Here is an 18,839-nt window from a genome sequence, read left to right on the forward strand (position 1 = left end):
AGCGAAAGTATGTCGGATCAGCCAAATCGTTCGGGCACCTGGCCGTCATGCGCAAGGTCGCCGAACCGCGTGACGTTGGCATCGAAGTGCAGATTGATGGTGCCGGTGGGGCCGTGACGCTGTTTGCCGATGATGACTTCGGCCTTGCCGTGGACCAGCGACATGTCGAGCATCCATTTTTCATGCTCGGGCGTACCGGGGCGCGGCTCCTTGCTCTGGAGATAGTATTCCTCGCGATACACGAACAGCACCACGTCGGCGTCCTGCTCGATCGATCCCGATTCACGCAGGTCCGCGAGCTGCGGGCGTTTGTCGTCGCGGTTTTCGACCTGACGTGACAACTGCGACAGCGCAATGATGGGGACGTTCAATTCCTTGGCCAGCGCCTTGAGGCCGGTGGTGATCTCGGTGATTTCCTGCACGCGGTTGTCGGAGCGTTTTCCCGATCCGGACAGGAGCTGGATGTAGTCGATGATCAGAAGATCGAGACCTTTTTGCCGCTTCAGCCGCCGCGCCCGCGCGGTGAGCTGCGAGATCGAGATGCCGCCGCTGTCATCGACATAGAATGGCAGGTTCTGCATTTCGATGGAGTGGTCGCGAATCTTTTCGAAATCCCGCTCGCTGATGCCGCCACGGCGGATCGAACTTGATGAAATACCGGTACGCTCGGACAAAATACGGGTAGCGAGCTGTTCCGCCGACATTTCCAGCGAGAAGAAGCCCACAATGCCACCATCGACCGATTTCATCTGACCGTCGGCCTGCACTTCGCCGCGCCAGTTGCGCGCGATGTTGAAGGCGATGTTGGTCGCGAGCGCCGTCTTGCCCATCGCGGGGCGTCCGGCGAGGATGATCAGGTCGGAGGGCTGAAGACCGCCCATCTTGGTGTCCATGTCGCGCAGGCCGGAGGCGAGGCCCGACAGGTTGCCGTCGCGGCTGTAGGCGGCGGCGGCCATGTCCACGGCGGTCGTCAGCGCCCGCGAGAATTTCTGGAAGCCGCCGTCGTAGCGTCCGGACTCGGCGAGTTCGTAGAGCTTCTTTTCCGCGTCCTCGATCTGCGCGCGCGGTGCAAAGTCAACCGGCGCATCGAACGCGACATTGACCATGTCCTCGCCGACGCGAATGAGATCCCGCCGGATCGACAGATCATAGACGGTGCGCCCGTAATCCTGCGCGTTGATGATGGTCGTCGCCTCGGCGGCGAGGCGGGCGAGGTATTGCGCGACCGTCATGCCACCGAGATCGGTGTCCGCTGGAACGAAGGTCTTCAGCGTGACCGGGGTCGCGATCTTGCCGGCGCGGATCAGGCTGCCTGCGGTCTCAAAAAACAGTTGATGAATCGGCTCGAAGAAGTGCTTCGGCTCAAGGAAGTCCGAGACACGGTAAAAGGCGTCGTTGTTGACCAGGATGGCGCCGAGAAGTCCCTGTTCGGCCTCGATATTGTGAGGCGCAACCCGGTAAGCCGGCGTGCCGGCTTCCGGCGCGAGCTTGATAATGTTCGAATCACTAATGGCCATAGCGGGAGAGCATGCTTCCAATTCGGCGAATACGGGGCGCGTATCAAGCACCGCGGCAGGGCCGGGTGAAAGCGCCATATGGTCTTATGCACGATTCACACAACTTGTTTCGAATGAAACTTAGATTGTCATCAGCGTGAGGCTTGACCGGCCTATGCGCCTGCGCCAGCCGGTTTATTCTCCCGCCAGCCGCAATACCGGTCGTTTCTTAGCCTCCACACCGCGCAGCCGCTCCTCCTCGCGGGCGATGTAATCGCGCGTGATCGGAACCGCGTCCTGCTTCCTGGTGAGCTGAATCTGGAACACCATGCTATTCTGCTTGCGGAACGACATTTCGGACGCACCCAGATAGAATTCCCACATCCGGACAAAGCGTTCGTCGTAAAGCTTCGCAGCTTCCTCGCGCCGGGCGAGGAAACGCTCGCGCCAGGCTTTCAGCGTTTCGGCGTAATGCAGCCGCAGGATTTCGATGTCGGCGACCAATAATCCTGCCCGCTCGATCGCCGGCAGGACTTCCGACAGCGCGGGAATGTACCCGCCGGGGAAAATATACTTTGCGACCCACGGGTTGGTAATGCCGGGCCCTTCCGGGCGGCCAATGGAATGCAGCACCATCACGCCGTCGTCGGTGAGCAGTTCCGCGCAACGCTTGAAATAGGTCTCGTAGTAGTCGACGCCGACATGCTCGAACATGCCGACCGACACGATGCGGTCGAACGGGCCGGGCGTCTCGCGATAATCCTGCAAGCGGAATTGCGCGCGGTCGGTCAGGTTGAGTTCACTGGCGCGCGCGTTGGACACGCCGAGTTGCTCTTCGGACAGGGTGACGCCGGTGACGTGCGCTCCTGTCATTTCCGCGAGATAAAGACCGAGTCCGCCCCAGCCGGAGCCGATGTCGAGCAGGCGGTGGCCGGGCTTGACCAGCAGCTTGGCGGCGAGGTGGCGCTTCTTGGCAAGCTGTGCGTCGTCGAGCGTTGAATCCGGCGTCTCGAAGTAGGCGCAACTATATTGCATGTCGGCGTCGAGGAAGAGCCGGTACAGCCGGCCGTCGAGATCGTAGTGGCTGGCGACGTTGCGTTTCGAGCGGGCGGGCGGATTGAACTGTTGCCAGTGCCGGATCAGGTAGCGAAGCCACCAACGGGACCTGGACCAGCGCGGCACCAGATCCGGCTGACCAAGTACGATTTCCAGCAGATCCGTTATCGACCCGGTTTCGACCACGAAGTCGCCGTCGGTGTAGATTTCGCCCAGCGCAAGTTCGGGGTCGAGCAACAGGTGACGTTCGGCTTCCTTCGTCAGAAACCTCACCGCGACCGGCTTCCCGGCGCCATCGCCGCAGGTGAAGGTTGCCCCGCTTGTCATCGTAAACGTCACTGAGCCACGCCGGATGAACTGGCCCAGGAAAAACCGCAGCAATCGATCCATCGAACGCATGTCCAACGATCCAAAGTGGTCTCACATCCCATAAATGTTGGCAATTTTTGTTCCGGTTTCAATCGCAATTTGCCGTAGGTGGCGGCCGCGGAAGGCTGCTTTGCGTTTTTGTCCGGTGAGCGGAGGGCGGCATGCCGAAAGGGAGCGGCTTTGGCGGGCTGTGACCGGCTCACGCAGTTGCGAAATATCCAGTACCGGCGACTTCTTCCTCGCTTGGCGCTGCACAGAATTCGTTCAGCCGGTGCCTCTCAAGACTGGATTCCTTCTTGACGATGGCTGCGAGCCACGCGTGGTTGGGATCTGCGTTTTTCTCCGGCGGCTGCGGTGATAGACTGTCTCCCGAGTCCTGGGTCGTGCCGGGATCGTGGCCGGAGTGGTGCTTGTGATCACTTGGCGCGGCATAGTTGGCTTGATGACTGCCGGACTCTTGTTCGGGGCCATCAGCGCATCTGCGCAACATCAGCACCCGCCGCAGGACGAGCAAATCCACGAGAAGTTTTATTCGACATGGATGAGGCCGGATAACCCTCATCTATCCTGCTGCAGTCAACACGACTGCTACCCGACCGAAGCTCGCAGCGAAGACGGCGTCTGGTTTGCCAGGCGCCGTGAAGACGGAAGGTGGCTCCGCGTTCCTCCTGAGAAAGTCGAGCAGAAGCGGGACAATCCCGATGGGCGCAGCCACCTCTGCGCGCCCAGACCGGAGCGCGCGTATAGCGCGGACGTCTTCTGTTTCACCCCCGGCAGCGGAATCTAGCCCGGCCGGAACGAGGTTCAGCAATATCAACAACGTTACCCTGATGCGAAATCTCGGTGCTTCCATTCGCGTTATAATCCGCTAAAGGTGACCCGAGGCTGAGGGCAGGGGTGAACCGCCATCCGTCCTTTGACTGGCTATTGATCTGGAGACCTTGGATGTTGAGCCGAGCGCTCATTTTGGCGGCGGTGGCTTTCGTATTGGGCTGTTTCGGGGCAATCCCGGCGGACGCGCAGAATCTCGAAGCCGGCAAGCCTCCCTCCCAGATTTTCTCCAGCACCTGCTCGCTCTGCCACAAGAGTTCGCGCGGATTGCTGAAAACCGTCTCGCCCGGATCGCTGCCCGGTTTCCTGCGCCAGCACTACACCACCAGCACCGACATGGCCGCGGCCATGAGCGCCTATGTTCTCTCCAACGGCGCCGCCAATGCAGCGCCTGGCGGCAACCTGACCAAGCAGGGTCAGGAGGCGAAAACCGGTCCGAAACCGGCCCAGGAGCCGGGTCCGGAACAGGCCGCCAAGGGCCGCAAGCCGACCCGCGAAGCCTCCCGGCCGGATGCCGACGGGTTGCAGAATGGTCAGCCCGATCCTCAAACGCTGACGGCAAAGCAGAAGGCCGCTGCGGAACGGCGGGCCGCGCGACAGGCGGCCCGAGAGGCTGCGAAAGCGGGCAAGGACGGCTTGCCGCCAAAGAACGAAGCTCGCCATGGGGAGCAGCCCGCAGAGGCGGCCAAACCGGACGTCAAACCCGAGGCAGACAAGGCCGAGCCGCCCAAGGACTCTGATAAGGCCGAGACCGCCAAGGTGGACGGAACGCGTGCCGATCCGGTACCTGCGGTCACGCCTGCGCCGAAGGAGGCTGAAAAGCCTGCCGAAGTGGCCGTGGCTCCTCCGAAACAGGATGCGCCGTCGGGTCCGCTGACTATCGACATCGGGCCTGCACCGACACCGAAACCCGTGGTTTCGGCTGGTCCGCCGCCGGTTCCGGCGGGAAACCCGGTGCCGCCAATCTCCCGCTAATCCGCTATCTGGCCGCGCAGCGGGTTGCCGCGCGATGACTGTCGTCTTGACTGGAGTCGTACTCTAGAGCGATACTCCAGTCGACAAGGATGGCAACGATGGCCGGTGCGCGCGACGATCTGCTGACCGCGGCTTTGGCGGTGTTCGATCAGGATGGTTTCGAGGGCGCGACCGTGGCCGCGATCCGTGAACGCGCCGGCGCATCCAACGGCAGCTTCTTCCACTTCTTCAATTCAAAGCGTGAACTGGCCGGCACGCTGTTTCTCGAACTGCTGCGGCGCTATCACATCGCCATGCTCGACGTGATCGATCCGCCGCCTGGCGCGGAGGAAGGCATCGCACGTCTGATCCGCACGCATCTGGACTGGGTCGTCAACAACCGCCGCGAAGCCAATTTTCTGTTCGAGATCTCGCGCAGCGAGTGGGCGCAGGACGTGCGCGACGCGCGCAAGGCGCGCAACGCGACGGTTGCGGAAGGCGTCGAGGCATGGCGCGCGCCACTCGTGGCAAGTGGTGACTTGTTGCCGATGAAGGCATCGCTGTTTCTGAGCCAGATTATCGGACCCGCTCAGTTCGTGTGCCGCGCGTGGCTGTCGGGCCGCGATCCCACCGATCCGCGCGATCATGCCGATGCGCTGATCGCATGCGCAATTCGCGCGCTGACTGCAAAGGGAGGCCGATAATGCTTCAGACAGATACGGAGTTCACACCGATCGCCGCGCACATCCGCAACAACGTCATGCGGCAGGGATTCATGACTCATGTCGGCGCGGAGGTGACCGATCTCACGCGCGGCACATGCGTCCTGTCGGTGGATCGCCGGCCGGAGCTGTTGCAGCAGACCGGATTCTTCCACGGCGGGGTCACCGCTTTCCTGATCGACAACGCGACCACGATTGCGGCTGCGACAGTGAAGGGGCAGGCGGCGCTGACCGCGGAGTACAAGCTTAACCTGCTCGCACCGGCGTCGGGGGATCGATTGATCTGCCGCGCGCGGGTTGTGAAGCCGGGACGGCAGGTGTCGGTCGTCGCGGCCGACGTGTTCTGCGTCATCAACGGCGCCGAGAAGCACACCGCCACCGCGCTGGCATCGATTGCGATGATCGACCAGGCAATCGCGCCGAAGGTTGTCAGCTAAACAGAAAACCCGGCCTCGATGAGGGCCGGGCTTTCTTTATTGCAGCGATTGGCTTGCGCCGACGTCTTACTTCTCTTCGGCAGGAGCAGCCGGCTCGGCAGTGTCGTCGTGCTGCGCTTCCGGATCGAAGAACTCGCCGGCAGCGGCGATAGCTTCTGCGGCCGCATCGCGGTCTTCCTGACGGCTGTTGACGTCTTCGCCGCGGTTGATGCGCTCTGCTTCCGCCTCGGAGCGGGCCACCGTCGTCGACACATGCACTTCGACTTCAGGATGCACGGCGATGGTGATCTTGTGCTGGCCGATGATCTTGATCGGGGCGTCGAGCAGCACCTGCTGACGGTTGAGCGAGACGCCGTCGGCTTCGAGCGCGGCCATGATGTCGCGCACCGACACCGAACCGTAGAGTTGGCCGGTTTCCGACGCCTGACGGATGATGACGACGTTGCGGCCGTCGATCTTCTCGGCAACCTTGGTGGCTTCGCCCTTGGCCTGAATGTTCTTGGCCTCGAGGTCGGCCTTCATGCCGTCGTACTTCTCGCGGTTTTCCTTGGTCGCGCGCAGCGCCTTGTTGCGCTTGAGCAGGAAGTTGCGGGCGAACCCGTCCTTCACTTTGACCACGTCGCCCATCTGGCCGAGCTTGGCCACGCGTTCCAGCAGAATGACTTCCATTTCATTTCTCCGTTCGGTGTCTGAGTTGAGTTGATGATGTCGGGTTCAGGTTGAGTGTCAGGTTGTCGGCATGGGCGGTGGCCCGTGCCGCGTCCAGTAGGCTTGTCGAATTCCAAAAATTGCATCGGCGAGACCGAGGCCGATCATTCCAAGGAGCGGCCAGCCGATGAGCAGCGTGCCCGCGTAGGCGGCTCCGATCACGAACGACCGGCCCGAGAAAGTCTGAGTCACTGTGTGGAGTACTGCAAAGCCGGTGGCGGCATAGGCCATCAGCAAAGCGGCGGTCGTGATCTGCGCCAGCATCGCCAGCAGTCCGCCGACAAAGCAGAGCAGGATGGCTGCCAGCAGCGCCGCCAGCACCATCCTCGGCATCGTGGTGGTGCGCAGATCAGGCCACGGCCGCTTCAACCGGCCGGATGTGGTGGTGATTTTCGCCGACAGCCACAGATTGAGCGTCAGCGTCATCATCGCGATGATGGTTGCGATGCTTGGGCCAAGCGAAACCAGTGCATCCACGGCGCGATCGGTCTCGCCCTGCGGGATGCTGGCGCGGTTGCGCATCACGCGCGTCACGAAGCCGCGCAAGGCTGCATTGATCGTTTCCGCGTCGCTGCCCAGTGTCAGGAATGCGCTCGCCGTGGTGACGGTCGCGAAGACCGCGGCCCAGACCAGGATGCGTCCGGTCGGATACCAGTCGAGCGCGGGCGCAAGATTCGCCAGTTGCGGATCGTTCGAGACCGGACGGGCCAGCAGCGCCAGATGTCCGAGCCACCACGCAGGCAGCGCGATCGTGAGTGCGAACGCCGCCATGTAAGGAATGCCGAAGATGGCGCCGAGGCCGAGTGCGGCAATGGCGCCGCCGATCAGTGCGGTGGCCGATCCCCAGCCGAGCGCCGCGACCATCAGCGGCAGCGGCGCGAGATAAAACAGGACAAGCGAAATCAGCGCGCCCGAAATGATGGACGCGAACATTGTCGCCGACGCGAGGCCGGCCGCCAGTGCGATGAGAAGTCCTGTCATCATCAGCTGTCCTGCTCCTTTCGAGCAGTTAGAGGTTTTTTGAACCCCAACCATCCACGTCCGGCATGACACCAGCGTGTTATGAGAAATAAACGTCGAGAAGCAAGCGAGCGCGCGAATGCCGCGCGCTCGCTTTATCGTTTAGCGGATCACGTAAGGCAGAAGACCGAGGAACCGCGAGCGCTTGATGGCGCGGGCGAGTTCACGCTGCTTCTTTGCCGACACAGCCGTGATGCGGCTCGGCACGATCTTGCCGCGCTCGGACACGTAACGCATCAGCAGCTTCGAATCCTTGTAGTCGATCTTCGGCGCGTTCGGGCCCGTGAACGGGCACGTCTTGCGGCGGCGGAAGAACGGACGGCGTGCACCTGCTTCAGCCATGGTTCTTACTCCTCTACCGACGCGGTTGCGTCATCGTCACGCGAGCGGCGCGGACCGCGGTCACCCCGGAAGCCACCGCCTTCGCGGTCGCCGCCACGGAATCCGCCGCCTTCACGATCGCCGCGGAAGCCGCCGCCACCGCGCTCGTCGCGGTCACGCTCGGCCTTGCGCATCATTGCGGAGGGACCTTCCTCCAGCTCATCGACGCGGACGGTGAGATAACGGATGATGTCTTCGTTGATGCGTTCCTGACGCTCGATCTCGGAGACCACTGCTGCGGGGCCGTCGATGTTGAGCAGCATGAAGTGAGCCTTGCGGTTCTTGTTCATGCGATAGGTGAGGGAGCGCACGCCCCAGTTCTCGGTCTTGGTGACCTTGCCGCCGAGACCTTCGATCACGCCGGTAATCTGCGTGGTGAATTCCTCAACCTGCTGGGCGCTCGCATCCTGACGCGCGAGAAAAACATGCTCGTAAAGAGGCATGGGAGTCCTTTCCAGTGTTAGCGCGGTTCCTGGCGGCAAGCCCTTCGAGACCTTCGGAAAGGACTCGATATGCTCAGAAGGCGGAAGCACGGGACGACGGACCGACTGGCCCTGCCGCATCAATCAAACTGGAATGTCAGACTGGTGAGACCGTCCGTTCAGCTCCCGGCCGGGATCCACGGATGGCGCGGTTATAAGGATTCTGGGGCTCGTTGCAAGGCAAAACAGGGCTTCGGGAGGCCCGAAAAGCCCCTCACAGGCCCGTTTGGCGACACTTTCAGCCGCCCAGGCCGCTGTCGCCCTATTTTGTGTCCGCCAGCCTTGGCGCTTCCGCCTGAGGGGAAATCGGGAAGGAGGGGGCGCCAACAATCGGAAAGACATTGCCGACGTCCATCCGCTGGCTGGAATAACCCAAAGCGCCTCCGATGATAACAACGCCTATGGCGGCGCCCCAGAGGAACTTGTGGTAGGCGCGTTTGCCGCCAACCGTGTCGTCCAAATTGTTATTCGCGATCATCGGCGCTCCGTGGTGGGACGGGATTTTGCCAGGCCGCTTGTGCCTGGCGGTGCAGTATCTATGGCGGTCACGACCATCGGGCTGCGGTCGAATGTGGTGATCAGCGCCGCCCCGAATACGGCGGCGAGAACCATCGCGAAGATCAAGACCGGGGCCAGAGCTAGTGTCTGTGGCTTGCGAGGATCATTTTCCATGGTGCGCCCTCCACTGGGCACCCCAGGAATGAAACGCGCATCTCTGGCGCTGGGTTCCCGTCCATCTCGGTCATTGGCCTGCGGGGCCGCTGGGCGAGCCGTCCGGTGGCCGACCGGATCTGGGTTTCATAGGGTTCACCGCACCACAGCTTGACACCTGAGGTCCCGGCGGTGTCTTACGGCCAGCTCACCTTTTGGGGACTTTCATGACAGCAGCATTCACCTTTCCCGGTCAGGGATCGCAGGCGGTCGGCATGGGCAAGGCGCTCGCCGACGCATTTCCGGCAGCAAAGGCTGTGTTCGACGAGGTCGATGCGGCGCTCGGCGAAAAGCTGACGGCGATTATCTGGGAGGGGCCGGCGGAAACGCTGCAACTCACCGAGAACGCGCAGCCAGCGTTGATGGCCGTGTCGCTGGCGACGCTGCGCGTGCTGGAGACCGAAGCCGGGATCGACATCGCGCGCGATGCGGCGTTCGTCGCCGGTCACTCGCTCGGCGAATACTCCGCGCTGGCCGCGGCTGGCACTTTCTCGATCAGCGACACCGCGAAACTGCTGCGGACGCGCGGGCTCGCCATGCAGAAGGCCGTGCCGGTTGGTGTCGGCGCAATGGCGGCGCTGCTCGGGCTCGATTACGACGCCGCGGTCGCGGTGGCCGAAGAGGCGGCGCAGGGACAGGTCTGTCAGGCCGCCAACGACAACGGCGGTGGACAGGTGGTCGTTTCCGGCGACAAGGCCGCCGTCGAGCGTGCGCTTGAGATCGCCAAGACCAAGGGCGCCAAGCGCGCAATGCTGTTGCCGGTGTCGGCGCCGTTCCATTGCCGCCTGATGCAGCCCGCAGCGGACGCGATGGCGCAGGCGCTTGCGGGCGTGACCATCAACAAGCCGAAGGTGCCCGTGGTGTCCAACGTGCTGGCGTCGGCGATCACCGACCCGGACGAAATCCGCAAGCGGCTGGTCGAGCAGGTGACCGGCACGGTGCGCTGGCGCGAGAGCGTGGCGTGGATGGCGTCGCAGGGCGTGACGCACTTCCTCGAAATCGGCGCGGGCAAGGTGCTGTCCGGTCTGGTCAAGCGTATTGCCGATGGCGCGGTCGGTGTGTCGGTCGGCGGACCGGGCGACATCGAGGGTGCAAAAGCCGCGATCGCAGCAGCGCGTTAAGCTTACCGCCGGACTTGGCCCGCGCGGGCCTCATGGCGGCGTTCCTTGTTGGCCCGATTGTTGCTACGTCAGTCGGGCCGCTCATTTACTCCAGTTTTTGAGCGGTGCCCCCTTTGGGCTGGGGCATGGCCGCCAGTGTCTCCTGACACTGGCGGCTTTTTTATGCGCCGAGATCAACTTCAGCGAAGCAGGATGATCAGCAAAATCAGCGGCAGTGGAATTCCAAGTAGCCAGAGCAGAATTGGCATGAGCTTTACTCCCTCGTGAATGGGGCGGTGCCCCAGTTGCGATCGCGAAATGCCCCGGCTTCAGCCGCAGCGATGCTTGCCGCGAAGGCACCAACCAGCAGAGACGCAGCCATCCAGAACGCCAACTGCGCCGCGGCCTTGCGTGCCTTGTCGAGATCGGACTTCGCCTGTGTCACGACGTCGTTGACGCGCTTCTCGGCGTCGGCCTGGCTGAGCGCTGTGCGGCGGGCGACCACCTGAGCCACATAGGTGCGATCGGCGGGCTTCAAGTCGCGTTCTGTGCCGAAGCTGGACGTCAGCAGCCGGGTCAACTCGTCGCGGATGTCATTGGCGTCGCCAGCCGGAACGGTTGCTGCTGCCGGGTCGGGGCGGAGAAGCTGGTCAACATAACCGCTCATCGGGCCTGAGGATTGCGCGGCTGCGGTGCCCGCGCCCTGCGAGAGGCCGCCCGCTGTGCTGCCGATGATGGTAGTCGCTGCTGAAGCCAGCAACAGGGCGCCCACGACGGATGCCAATGCCCACGCGAGAAAGCCCTGCGCGGTGTCGCGGAAGTAGGTCTCGTTGCTGTGAATGCCGTACCATGGCGTTCGCAGGCGACCGGCGATATGGCCGCCTATCGCGGACGAGATCATCGCCACGACGACAAGATAAAGCCCGGTTCCGATCTTGAACGTCGTGGCAGAGACACCCGAGTCGCTCCACGGCGATACTACGCTGAATCCCATCCCGGTCCCGAACCACAAAAGCACGAGGGTCAATGCCAAAGCGGCGAGGGCTCCCGCCGCAATCGCCGCCCACGACACGCCAGACGTAGGCAGTTCGGTAACCGATGTTCTCAGATCAATCGTCTTTTCCATGATAGGCGCTCCCGGCAATCCCTCTGATCGAGGTGCACATCAATCACAGAGAGCAGAGAGAGTTCCGGAAATACTTGAGGACACGAATGATCTCGAAGAGAGGTTTGAGTAAGCGCCTCATTCGTCCAACTTGTCGCAACTGCGCGCGCATGGTTCGCCGGGAACGATCCGATCATTGCTGCGTTCACGGCTGACAACAAAGGAGTGTGCCATGGGCATTTTCACGAAAGACATTAAGACGTTTGACGATCTCCTGCTTCACGGCCTGCAGGATATCTTCTACGCTGAACAACAGATCACGAAGGCGCTGCCGAAGATGATCGACAAGGCCACCAACGGCGATCTCAAAGCCGGGTTGAAAGGCCATCTCGAAGAAACCAACAACCAGATCGAGCGTTTGAAGAAAGTTTTTGCAAAGCTCGGTCAGGAGCCGAAAGGGACCACGTGCCCGGCGATCGACGGCATCATCAAGGAAGCCGACGAAACCGCAGGCGAGATTGAGGACAAGGCAGTACTGGATGCCGCCATTGTCGCGAACTGCCAGGCCGTGGAGCACTACGAGATCGCCCGTTACGGCACGCTCATCGCATGGGCGGAGTCGCTCGGGCATGAGGAGATCGTGCGCTTCCTCACGACAAATCTGAATGAGGAAAAGGCGGCGAACACCAAGCTCAATACCGTCGCGCTTCGCAAGGGCGTGAATACCAAGGCAACGGCTGCGTAAGCGGCTATGCAATCGTAAAGCCGCGCTCAGATTTGAGAGCGCGGCTTTTTGATTCAGTGTCTGTTCTGAAAATCCGTCATGCGATCGGACCGGGCAGGCGGGCGGTGTTGCCGCCCGTGACCAGCGCCAGATCGCTCTCGTCCTTCAGGTCAACGCCGGTCAGGCCGCGGTTCAATGCCTCGCGCACCAGCCACGCCAGCTTGAATGCGGCGGCGGCGTAGCTCATCCCCTCAGGACGCACATTGGAAATGCAGTTGCGTCCGGCATCGTTGCGGCCACGAAACGGCGCGTGGGTGATGTAGATGCCGAGGCTGTCGGGCGAACTCAGGCCCGGCCGTTCGCCGATCAGCATGATCGACAGCTTCGCCTGCAACAGTTCCGCGATCTCGTCGGCCAGCGCGACCCGCGCTTGCGTGGCGATTATCACTGGCGCCTGTTTCAGTTCGTTCTCGAGAAGCGGCTTCAGTGCTGCGAGCAGCGGCGCGGCATGGCGGTCGATCGCGAGCGACGACAACCCGTCACCGATCACGATGCAGACGTCGCTGCGTACGAGAGGCACCGTGCGCAGTTTTGCAATCTCGTCGGGATCGATCACGCGGCCCAGATCAGGCCGCCGCAGATAGGTGGTACGATCCGGCGCACGGCTATGGGTATGGGCGACCGTCCAGCCCTGATCGTGCAACGCCGCTTCAAGTTTTGGAACATCGAGAGCGGCATGGATCGCATCGCGCGCCATCGCATGCGCCCAGCCGAAGCGCAGCACCTCGTCGGTCGGCATGCCCGCACCGGCGCGCCCGAGCGCCAGCCGCGCCGGCGTCACGCTGCGCCACTCGGCCCATGGCGACTCGGTCACGTTCTTGTCCGTCATGCGACCAGCGATTTGAGATTGCCCATGCCGCCGAGCAGCGCATTGGGTGAGGGTGGGCGCAATCGGCCGGCGGCGTCGGTGATCTGCATGCGTTGCAGCCACGCTTCGAATTCAGGGGCGCGCTTCAGATTCATGGTTTCGCGCAGAAACAGGGCATCGTGGAACGACGTGCTCTGGTAGTTCAGCATCACGTCGTCCGCGCCGGGGACGCCCATGATGAAGCTGATGCCCGCGCTGCCGAGCAGCACGAGCAAGGTGTCCATGTCGTCCTGATCGGCTTCGGCGTGATTGGTGTAGCAAATATCGCAACCGAGCGGCAGGCCGAGCAATTTGCCGCAGAAATGATCCTCAAGCCCGGCGCGGATGATCTGTTTGCCGTCGTAAAGATATTCAGGACCGATGAATCCGACCACGGTATTGACCAGCAGCGGTTTGTAGCGCCGCGCCAGCGCGTAGGCGCGCGCCTCGCAGGTCTGCTGATCGACGCCGAAATTCGCATCGGCTGACAACGCACTGCCCTGGCCGGTCTCGAAATACATCACGTTGTTGCCGGCGGTGCCGCGTTTCAAAGACAACGCCGCCTCGTAAGCTTCGTCGAGAATTTCCGGCGTGACGCCGAACGAGAGGTTGGTCTTTTCGGTGCCGCCGATCGACTGGAATACGAGATCGACCGGCGCGCCGCTCTCCGCAAGCCGGATCGTGTTGGTGACATGGGTCAGCACGCAGCTCTGGGTCGGGATCTCGAAACGCTGGATCACCTCGTCCAGCATGTGCAGCAGGCCGCCAAGCACCGGCATGCTGTCGGACACCGGATTGACGCCGATCACGGCGTCACCTGAACCCATCAGCAATCCGTCGAGCGTAGACGCCGCGATCCCGCGCAAGTCGTCGGTCGGATGGTTGGGTTGCAGGCGCACCGACAGATGCCCTTCCAGCCCGATGGTGTCGCGGAAGCGCGTGACGACGCGGCACTTGCGCGCCACCGCAATCAAATCCTGGTTGCGCATGATCTTGGACACCGCCGCGGCCATTTCCGGCGTGAGCCCGCGCGCGAGCGCCGCAAGCGCCTCGGTCGTCGCCTGCTCGGATAAAAGCCAGTTGCGGAAATCGCCGACGGTCATGTGCGAGACCGGTGCGAACACTATCGCGTCATGGCTGTCGATGATCAGGCGCGTGATGTTGTCGTCTTCGTAAGGGATCAGGGCTTCGGTGAGAAATTGCTTGAGCGGCACCTCCGCCAGGACATGGCGCGCTGCCATCCGCTCCTGCGCGGTGGCCGCGCCGATACCCGCAAGATAATCGCCGGAGCGTGCAGGCGAGGCGAACGCCATCACCTGTTTCAGGTCGTCGAAGGCGAACAGTTGCTGGTCGATGGCGGTACGATAGCGCATCGATATCTCTCTCCGCTGCTTCGTCTCTAGGCAGTGGCAGGCAGGATACTCTCAAAGCCGGTTGAGGCGAAGGCGCCGCCGGCTTGGCCGCTGTGATCGTTAAAAGGCGAGGAAAAAGTGATCGACCCCGGCACCCCGGGGCCTAACCGGGGCCGTTTTGTGACAATAGATAAGGCCCGGGTCATTGACGAACGACGTTTTCTTGCGGCAAACGGGGCACGAATTTTGACCCGGGCTTTCCCCGGGACTGTTCCCAGGGGGGCGACATGTTCGATTTGACTGGCAGGACCGCGCTCGTCACCGGGGCGACCGGCGGCATTGGTGGCGCGATTGCAAAGGCGCTGCATGCGCAAGGCGCAACCGTTGCGATTTCGGGCACCCGGCGTGAGGCGCTCGACGCGCTGGCGGGTGAACTGAAGGACCGCGTGCATGTGCTGCCTTGCAATCTGTCCGATATGGCCGAAGTCGAAGCGCTGGTCCCGGCTGCGGAAAAGGCGATGGGTCAACTCGACATCCTGGTCGCCAATGCCGGCATCACCCGCGACAACCTGTTCGTGCAGTTGCGCGACGAAGATTTCGACGACGTGATCCGGGTCAACCTGACCGCCACGTTCCGTCTGGCGCGCGCGGCGACGAAGCTGATGATGCGCAAGCGGTTCGGACGAATCATCGCGATCACGTCGGTCGTCGGCGTCACCGGCAATGCGGGGCAGGGCAACTATGCCGCCTCGAAAGCTGGATTGATCGGAATGATGAAGTCCGTAGGCGCGGAGTATGCGCGCCGCAACGTGACAGCCAATTGCATCGCACCCGGGTTCATCGCAACCCCGATGACGGACGTGCTGAACGAAAAGCAGCGCGAAGCGGTGCTGGCCAAGGTGCCGGCCGGGCGTCTGGGGACGCCGGAGGACATCGCCGCCGCCGCCGTTTACCTTGCCTCCAACGAGGCGGCCTACGTGACGGGGCAGACCATCCATGTCAACGGCGGAATGGCCATGATTTAGGCGCTGTTCCGCAGGGGTTTTGTCAAGCGGAATGGGTGATGGACGGTGTCCGGGGCCGTGTGGTCAAGTCCGGGGAAGTATGGTAACCGAACGGCAATCGGTTGGGGAAAACGCCATTGCAGGATCGCCAAACCCCGTATATTGCCGTTCCGGCGCCAGCCGCCGTTTTCGGTGACTTCGTCCATGTGGCGAAGGGACAGGGATGCGTGGTACGGACGGCACGAATTTGCATTTTTTCGCACCGCGAGGGGCTCGTATCGTTTTGCGGTCGAGTTTAATGGAACAAGCACGAGGTTAAACGATGAGTGAGATTGGCGAGCGGGTTAAGAAGATCGTGGTCGAGCACCTTGGTGTCGAACCCGAAAAGGTTGTCGATGCTGCAAGCTTCATCGACGATCTCGGCGCCGACAGCCTCGATACGGTCGAACTCGTGATGGCGTTCGAAGAAGAATTCGGCTGCGAAATTCCGGATGACGCTGCTGAAACCATTCTCACCGTGGGCGACGCCACGAAATTTCTCGAGAAGAACGCCAAGAGCTGACGCCAGCGCGCAGCCACGATGACACGCGGCGGGTTGTGATCGAACGACCCGCCGTCTTGCTGTCATAGTGGCGCCGATTGGCCTCAGCCGGTTGAGCCGGAAAGGAAGACTATGCGGAGGGTTGTCGTCACGGGTCTGGGCATGGTTTCGCCGCTCGCCAATGGTGTCGAGCCGACCTGGAAACGCATCCTCAACGGCGAAAGCGGCGCCGCCCGCATCGAGAAATTCGAGGTTTCCGATCTGACCTGCCAGATCGCATGCATGGTTCCGCGTGGCAACGGCAGTAACGGCACATTCAATCCCGACGACTGGATGGAGCCGAAGGAACAGCGCAAGGTCGACGATTTCATCATTTTCGCCATGGCGGCTGCGAGCCAGGCGCTCGACGACGCCAACTGGCACCCCACGACCGAAGAAGAGCGCTGCGCCACCGGCACCATGATCGGCTCGGGTATCGGCGGCATCGAAGGCATCGGCGAAGCCGCCGTGATCCTGAAGGAGCGCGGCCCGCGAAAGCTGTCGCCGTTCTTCATTCCCGGCCGTCTCATCAACCTCGCGTCGGGCTATGTGTCGATCAAGCATGGCCTCAAGGGTCCGAACCATGCGGTGGTCACCGCCTGTTCCACCGGCGCGCACGCCATCGGCGATGCCAGCCGCCTGATCGCCTTCGGCGATGCGGACGTGATGGTGGCGGGTGGCGCGGAATCCGCCGTCAATCGCCTCGCCATGGGCGGCTTCTGCGCGCTCCGCGCGATGGCCACCAAATACAACGACAACCCGACCATCGCATCGCGGCCCTACGACAAGGACCGCGACGGCTTCGTGATGGGCGAGGGCGCCGGCGTCGTGGTGCTCGAGGAATACGAGCACGCGAAGAAGCGCGGCGCGAAGATCTATGCCGAAGTCGTCGGCTACGGCCTGAGCGGCGATGCTTATCACATTACCGCTCCGGCCGAAGACGGCGACGGGGCGTACCGCTGCATGAGCGCGGCGATGAAGCGCGCCGGAATCACGGCATCCGACATCGACTATATCAACGCCCACGGAACCTCGACGCCGCTCGGCGACGAGATCGAACTTGGCGCAGCGCAGCGGCTGCTCGGCAATGCGGCGTCGAAGGTGTCGATGTCATCGACCAAGTCTTCGACCGGCCATCTGCTGGGTGCAGCCGGCGCGATCGAGGCAATCTTCTGCATTCTGGCGATTCGGGATAATGTCGCGCCGCCGACGATCAATCTCGACAACCCCTCCGTCGAGACAGCGATCGACCTGGTCCCGAATAAGGCAAGGCCGCGCGAAATTAATGTGGCCCTGTCGAATTCGTTCGGGTTCGGCGGCACCAATGCATCGCTGGTCGTCCGGCGCCTGGCGAATTAGAGCGTTTCAAGAGTTAATAGACTGACGGAACGGGCAAAACTGTCTTCAAGGTTTTGCCTCATTCGGACATAATTTCTCTCACGGGCGCGCGTATAACGCTGAATCGACGCGCTACACGCCGGCAAGATTTTAGGTTGCTCAATGAGTCAGAGACCCCCCATCGCGCCACGTAGCCCGCGTGCGGCGCTCGAGCCCGAGCAGGTGCCGCAGCCGCCGAAGCATTCGCAGCGTGCCCGCAGTACTCTGGTTGTCGTCGGCAATGCCATCTTCACATTCCTGATCATCGCAATGCTGATCGCGGGGGGCGTTTTCTTCTACGGCAAGAAGACAATCGAGGCCAAGGGTCCTCTCACGGAAGACAAGGTCGTCAACATCCCGCCGCGCGCCGGCATGACCGACATCGGCGACATTCTTCAGCGCGCCGGCGTGATCACCGCCGACCGCTGGACCTTTATCGGCAGCGTGCTGGCGATGAATGCGCGCTCCGGTCTGAAGTCTGGCGAGTATTTGTTCCAGAAGAACGCCAGCCTGCGCGACGTCATCAACACCATCGTCGAAGGCAAGGTGGTGCAGCATGCGATTACGATTCCCGAAGGCCTGACCTCCGAGCAGATCGTTGCCCGGCTTCAGGACAACGATATTTTCTCCGGCTCGCTGAAAGAGCAGCCGCGCGAAGGCACGCTGCTCCCGGACACCTATTATTTTCCGCGCGGCACGCCGCGCGATCAGGTGATCCACCGCATGCAGCAGGCGCAGAAGAAAGTTCTCGCCGAGGTCTGGGCGCGTCGCAACCCCGACATTCCGGTCCGTTCGCCGGAACAGCTCGTGACGCTGGCGTCGATCGTCGAGAAGGAAACCGGACGCGCAGACGAGCGCAGCCGCGTCGCCGCCGTTTTCACCAACCGCCTGCGCCAGCGCATCAAGTTGCAGTCCGACCCCACCATCATTTACGGGCTCGTTGGCGGCAAAGGCACCCTTGGTCGCCCGATCAAGCGCAGCGAGATCACGCAGCCGTCGCCCTACAACACTTACGTCATTGAGGGCCTGCCGCCGGGACCGATCGCCAATCCCGGACGCGCCTCGCTGGAAGCCACCGCCAATCCGGCACGCACGCGCGACCTGTTCTTCGTCGCCGACGGCACCGGCGGTCATTCCTTTACCGAGACCTACGACCAGCATCAGAAGGGCGTTGCGAAGCTGCGCGCGATGGAGCGCCAGCAGCAGAACGACACCGTGGATGCCGACGACCAGCCGCCGGTTTCTGCTGTTCCGGTGCCCGCAACAGGCGCGCCTGCCGCCGCGGCTCCTGCCAAGCCACCCGCGAACGCTGCGCCGAAGGCCGCGCCCAAGGCGGCTGCGCCAAGGGCGTCCGCGCCCGCGAGCATCATGGCCGTAGAACCTCCGGCGGATGGAGCAGCCCCCGCTGCGGCGCGCAAGCGTACGGCAAAACGCACCCCGGCTGCGGCGCCCGCCGAGCCGGAGCCTGAAGAAGAGAAGACGCAGTAACGCGGCCTCTCTCTTGCGTGCCTTGCCGATTTCAG

General features: G+C 62.6%; 21 protein-coding genes. 9 read left to right on the forward strand and 12 right to left on the reverse strand.

Annotation, left to right across the window (positions count from 1 at the left end; all coding sequences use genetic code 11):
* Positions 1 to 17 precede the first annotated feature (17 nt).
* The 3 genes from HMPREF9695_RS07665 to HMPREF9695_RS26135 all read right to left on the reverse strand — a co-directional run bounded on the left by HMPREF9695_RS07665 (position 18) and on the right by HMPREF9695_RS26135 (position 3,441).
* A complete protein-coding gene (locus HMPREF9695_RS07665) occupies positions 18 to 1,517 on the reverse strand; it encodes a replicative DNA helicase (RefSeq protein WP_024920044.1) in 1,500 nt (499 codons plus the stop codon).
* Positions 1,518 to 1,691: 174 nt separating this feature from the next.
* A complete protein-coding gene (locus tag HMPREF9695_RS07670; RefSeq protein WP_024920043.1) occupies positions 1,692 to 2,951 on the reverse strand; it encodes a cyclopropane fatty acid synthase in 1,260 nt (419 codons plus the stop codon).
* A 169-nt stretch (positions 2,952 to 3,120) separates the two neighbouring features.
* Positions 3,121 to 3,441, reverse strand: a complete 321-nt coding sequence (locus HMPREF9695_RS26135) for a hypothetical protein (protein WP_041711497.1) — start codon at positions 3,439 to 3,441, stop codon at positions 3,121 to 3,123.
* Between the two features lie 425 nt (positions 3,442 to 3,866).
* Between HMPREF9695_RS26135 and HMPREF9695_RS07685 the strand changes: the two genes are divergently transcribed.
* From HMPREF9695_RS07685 to HMPREF9695_RS07695, 3 genes are all read left to right on the forward strand, one after another.
* The gene (locus HMPREF9695_RS07685; protein ID WP_006020263.1) at positions 3,867 to 4,727 is read left to right on the forward strand and encodes a hypothetical protein; all 861 of its coding nucleotides are present in this window, start codon (positions 3,867 to 3,869) and stop codon (positions 4,725 to 4,727) included.
* 98 nt (positions 4,728 to 4,825) lie between these two features.
* On the forward strand, positions 4,826 to 5,410 hold the full coding sequence (locus HMPREF9695_RS07690) for a TetR/AcrR family transcriptional regulator (RefSeq protein WP_006020264.1): 585 nt from the start codon (positions 4,826 to 4,828) through the stop codon (positions 5,408 to 5,410).
* Positions 5,410 to 5,865 carry a PaaI family thioesterase gene (locus tag HMPREF9695_RS07695; RefSeq protein WP_006020265.1) on the forward strand — a complete coding sequence of 152 codons (456 nt, stop codon included), beginning with the start codon at positions 5,410 to 5,412 and terminating at the stop codon, positions 5,863 to 5,865. The genes HMPREF9695_RS07690 and HMPREF9695_RS07695 overlap by 1 nt, the downstream gene beginning before the upstream one ends.
* Before the next feature lie 66 nt (positions 5,866 to 5,931).
* On the opposite strand, the gene rplI is transcribed toward HMPREF9695_RS07695, so the two are convergent.
* From rplI to HMPREF9695_RS07725, 6 genes are all read right to left on the reverse strand, one after another.
* Positions 5,932 to 6,534 (reverse strand): 50S ribosomal protein L9, encoded by a 603-nt coding sequence (rplI, locus tag HMPREF9695_RS07700; protein ID WP_006020266.1) that lies wholly within the window; start codon positions 6,532 to 6,534, stop codon positions 5,932 to 5,934.
* A gap of 57 nt (positions 6,535 to 6,591) precedes the next feature.
* Positions 6,592 to 7,557: a DUF2232 domain-containing protein gene (locus HMPREF9695_RS07705; protein WP_024920036.1), complete on the reverse strand. Its 966-nt coding sequence runs from the start codon at positions 7,555 to 7,557 to the stop codon at positions 6,592 to 6,594.
* A gap of 138 nt (positions 7,558 to 7,695) precedes the next feature.
* Positions 7,696 to 7,935 carry a 30S ribosomal protein S18 gene (rpsR, locus tag HMPREF9695_RS07710; RefSeq protein ID WP_002711478.1) on the reverse strand — a complete coding sequence of 80 codons (240 nt, stop codon included), beginning with the start codon at positions 7,933 to 7,935 and terminating at the stop codon, positions 7,696 to 7,698.
* Between the two features lie 5 nt (positions 7,936 to 7,940).
* Complete coding sequence (rpsF, locus tag HMPREF9695_RS07715) at positions 7,941 to 8,417, reverse strand: 30S ribosomal protein S6 (RefSeq protein WP_006020268.1); 477 nt, start codon at positions 8,415 to 8,417, stop codon at positions 7,941 to 7,943.
* Positions 8,418 to 8,718: 301 nt separating this feature from the next.
* Positions 8,719 to 8,934, reverse strand: a complete 216-nt coding sequence (locus HMPREF9695_RS07720; protein WP_006020269.1) for a hypothetical protein — start codon at positions 8,932 to 8,934, stop codon at positions 8,719 to 8,721.
* Positions 8,931 to 9,128 (reverse strand): hypothetical protein, encoded by a 198-nt coding sequence (locus HMPREF9695_RS07725; protein WP_006020270.1) that lies wholly within the window; start codon positions 9,126 to 9,128, stop codon positions 8,931 to 8,933. The genes HMPREF9695_RS07720 and HMPREF9695_RS07725 overlap by 4 nt, the downstream gene beginning before the upstream one ends.
* A gap of 206 nt (positions 9,129 to 9,334) precedes the next feature.
* Between HMPREF9695_RS07725 and fabD the strand changes: the two genes are divergently transcribed.
* Complete coding sequence (fabD, locus tag HMPREF9695_RS07730; RefSeq protein WP_006020271.1) at positions 9,335 to 10,288, forward strand: ACP S-malonyltransferase; 954 nt, start codon at positions 9,335 to 9,337, stop codon at positions 10,286 to 10,288.
* Between the two features lie 253 nt (positions 10,289 to 10,541).
* Here fabD and HMPREF9695_RS07735 read toward each other — a convergent pair whose 3' ends face one another.
* The gene (locus tag HMPREF9695_RS07735; RefSeq protein WP_006020272.1) at positions 10,542 to 11,393 is read right to left on the reverse strand and encodes a hypothetical protein; all 852 of its coding nucleotides are present in this window, start codon (positions 11,391 to 11,393) and stop codon (positions 10,542 to 10,544) included.
* A gap of 211 nt (positions 11,394 to 11,604) precedes the next feature.
* Between HMPREF9695_RS07735 and HMPREF9695_RS07740 the strand changes: the two genes are divergently transcribed.
* Complete coding sequence (locus tag HMPREF9695_RS07740) at positions 11,605 to 12,117, forward strand: YciE/YciF ferroxidase family protein (RefSeq protein ID WP_006020273.1); 513 nt, start codon at positions 11,605 to 11,607, stop codon at positions 12,115 to 12,117.
* A 76-nt stretch (positions 12,118 to 12,193) separates the two neighbouring features.
* On the opposite strand, the gene eutC is transcribed toward HMPREF9695_RS07740, so the two are convergent.
* On the reverse strand, positions 12,194 to 12,985 hold the full coding sequence (gene eutC / locus HMPREF9695_RS07745) for an ethanolamine ammonia-lyase subunit EutC (protein WP_006020274.1): 792 nt from the start codon (positions 12,983 to 12,985) through the stop codon (positions 12,194 to 12,196).
* The gene (locus HMPREF9695_RS07750; RefSeq protein ID WP_006020275.1) at positions 12,982 to 14,376 is read right to left on the reverse strand and encodes an ethanolamine ammonia-lyase subunit EutB; all 1,395 of its coding nucleotides are present in this window, start codon (positions 14,374 to 14,376) and stop codon (positions 12,982 to 12,984) included. Before HMPREF9695_RS07750 ends, eutC begins: the two co-directional genes overlap by 4 nt.
* 266 nt (positions 14,377 to 14,642) lie before the next feature.
* Here HMPREF9695_RS07750 and fabG point away from each other — a divergent pair, with 266 nt between their 5' ends.
* The 4 genes from fabG (at position 14,643) to mltG (ending at position 18,804) form a co-directional block, all read left to right on the forward strand.
* Positions 14,643 to 15,380 (forward strand): 3-oxoacyl-[acyl-carrier-protein] reductase, encoded by a 738-nt coding sequence (gene fabG / locus HMPREF9695_RS07755; protein ID WP_006020276.1) that lies wholly within the window; start codon positions 14,643 to 14,645, stop codon positions 15,378 to 15,380.
* Positions 15,381 to 15,681: 301 nt separating this feature from the next.
* Positions 15,682 to 15,921 carry an acyl carrier protein gene (locus tag HMPREF9695_RS07760; RefSeq protein ID WP_006020277.1) on the forward strand — a complete coding sequence of 80 codons (240 nt, stop codon included), beginning with the start codon at positions 15,682 to 15,684 and terminating at the stop codon, positions 15,919 to 15,921.
* A gap of 111 nt (positions 15,922 to 16,032) precedes the next feature.
* Positions 16,033 to 17,298: a beta-ketoacyl-ACP synthase II gene (gene fabF, locus HMPREF9695_RS07765; RefSeq protein ID WP_006020278.1), complete on the forward strand. Its 1,266-nt coding sequence runs from the start codon at positions 16,033 to 16,035 to the stop codon at positions 17,296 to 17,298.
* Positions 17,299 to 17,439: 141 nt separating this feature from the next.
* Entirely contained in the window at positions 17,440 to 18,804 is a 1,365-nt protein-coding gene (mltG, locus tag HMPREF9695_RS07770; RefSeq protein ID WP_006020279.1) for an endolytic transglycosylase MltG, read from the forward strand.
* Positions 18,805 to 18,839 lie beyond the last annotated feature (35 nt).

The sequence above is a fragment of the Afipia broomeae ATCC 49717 genome (genome assembly GCF_000314675.2).
Classification (GTDB): Bacteria; Pseudomonadota; Alphaproteobacteria; order Rhizobiales; family Xanthobacteraceae; genus Afipia; species Afipia broomeae.

What these genes read in the sequence shown, in the direction of transcription:
- HMPREF9695_RS07665 (WP_024920044.1), bottom strand. Translation starts at nt 1,517, where the DNA reads ATGGCCATTAGTGATTCGAACATTATCAAGCTCGCGCCGGAAGCCGGC.
- HMPREF9695_RS07670 (WP_024920043.1), bottom strand. Translation starts at nt 2,951, where the DNA reads ATGCGTTCGATGGATCGATTGCTGCGGTTTTTCCTGGGCCAGTTCATC.
- HMPREF9695_RS07685 (WP_006020263.1), top strand. Translation starts at nt 3,867, where the DNA reads ATGTTGAGCCGAGCGCTCATTTTGGCGGCGGTGGCTTTCGTATTGGGC.
- HMPREF9695_RS07690 (WP_006020264.1), top strand. Translation starts at nt 4,826, where the DNA reads ATGGCCGGTGCGCGCGACGATCTGCTGACCGCGGCTTTGGCGGTGTTC.
- HMPREF9695_RS07695 (WP_006020265.1), top strand. Translation starts at nt 5,410, where the DNA reads ATGCTTCAGACAGATACGGAGTTCACACCGATCGCCGCGCACATCCGC.
- rplI (WP_006020266.1), bottom strand. Translation starts at nt 6,534, where the DNA reads ATGGAAGTCATTCTGCTGGAACGCGTGGCCAAGCTCGGCCAGATGGGC.
- HMPREF9695_RS07705 (WP_024920036.1), bottom strand. Translation starts at nt 7,557, where the DNA reads ATGATGACAGGACTTCTCATCGCACTGGCGGCCGGCCTCGCGTCGGCG.
- rpsR (WP_002711478.1), bottom strand. Translation starts at nt 7,935, where the DNA reads ATGGCTGAAGCAGGTGCACGCCGTCCGTTCTTCCGCCGCCGCAAGACG.
- rpsF (WP_006020268.1), bottom strand. Translation starts at nt 8,417, where the DNA reads ATGCCTCTTTACGAGCATGTTTTTCTCGCGCGTCAGGATGCGAGCGCC.
- HMPREF9695_RS07720 (WP_006020269.1), bottom strand. Translation starts at nt 8,934, where the DNA reads ATGATCGCGAATAACAATTTGGACGACACGGTTGGCGGCAAACGCGCC.
- HMPREF9695_RS07725 (WP_006020270.1), bottom strand. Translation starts at nt 9,128, where the DNA reads ATGGAAAATGATCCTCGCAAGCCACAGACACTAGCTCTGGCCCCGGTC.
- fabD (WP_006020271.1), top strand. Translation starts at nt 9,335, where the DNA reads ATGACAGCAGCATTCACCTTTCCCGGTCAGGGATCGCAGGCGGTCGGC.
- HMPREF9695_RS07735 (WP_006020272.1), bottom strand. Translation starts at nt 11,393, where the DNA reads ATGGAAAAGACGATTGATCTGAGAACATCGGTTACCGAACTGCCTACG.
- HMPREF9695_RS07740 (WP_006020273.1), top strand. Translation starts at nt 11,605, where the DNA reads ATGGGCATTTTCACGAAAGACATTAAGACGTTTGACGATCTCCTGCTT.
- eutC (WP_006020274.1), bottom strand. Translation starts at nt 12,985, where the DNA reads ATGACGGACAAGAACGTGACCGAGTCGCCATGGGCCGAGTGGCGCAGC.
- HMPREF9695_RS07750 (WP_006020275.1), bottom strand. Translation starts at nt 14,376, where the DNA reads ATGCGCTATCGTACCGCCATCGACCAGCAACTGTTCGCCTTCGACGAC.
- fabG (WP_006020276.1), top strand. Translation starts at nt 14,643, where the DNA reads ATGTTCGATTTGACTGGCAGGACCGCGCTCGTCACCGGGGCGACCGGC.
- HMPREF9695_RS07760 (WP_006020277.1), top strand. Translation starts at nt 15,682, where the DNA reads ATGAGTGAGATTGGCGAGCGGGTTAAGAAGATCGTGGTCGAGCACCTT.
- fabF (WP_006020278.1), top strand. Translation starts at nt 16,033, where the DNA reads ATGCGGAGGGTTGTCGTCACGGGTCTGGGCATGGTTTCGCCGCTCGCC.
- mltG (WP_006020279.1), top strand. Translation starts at nt 17,440, where the DNA reads ATGAGTCAGAGACCCCCCATCGCGCCACGTAGCCCGCGTGCGGCGCTC.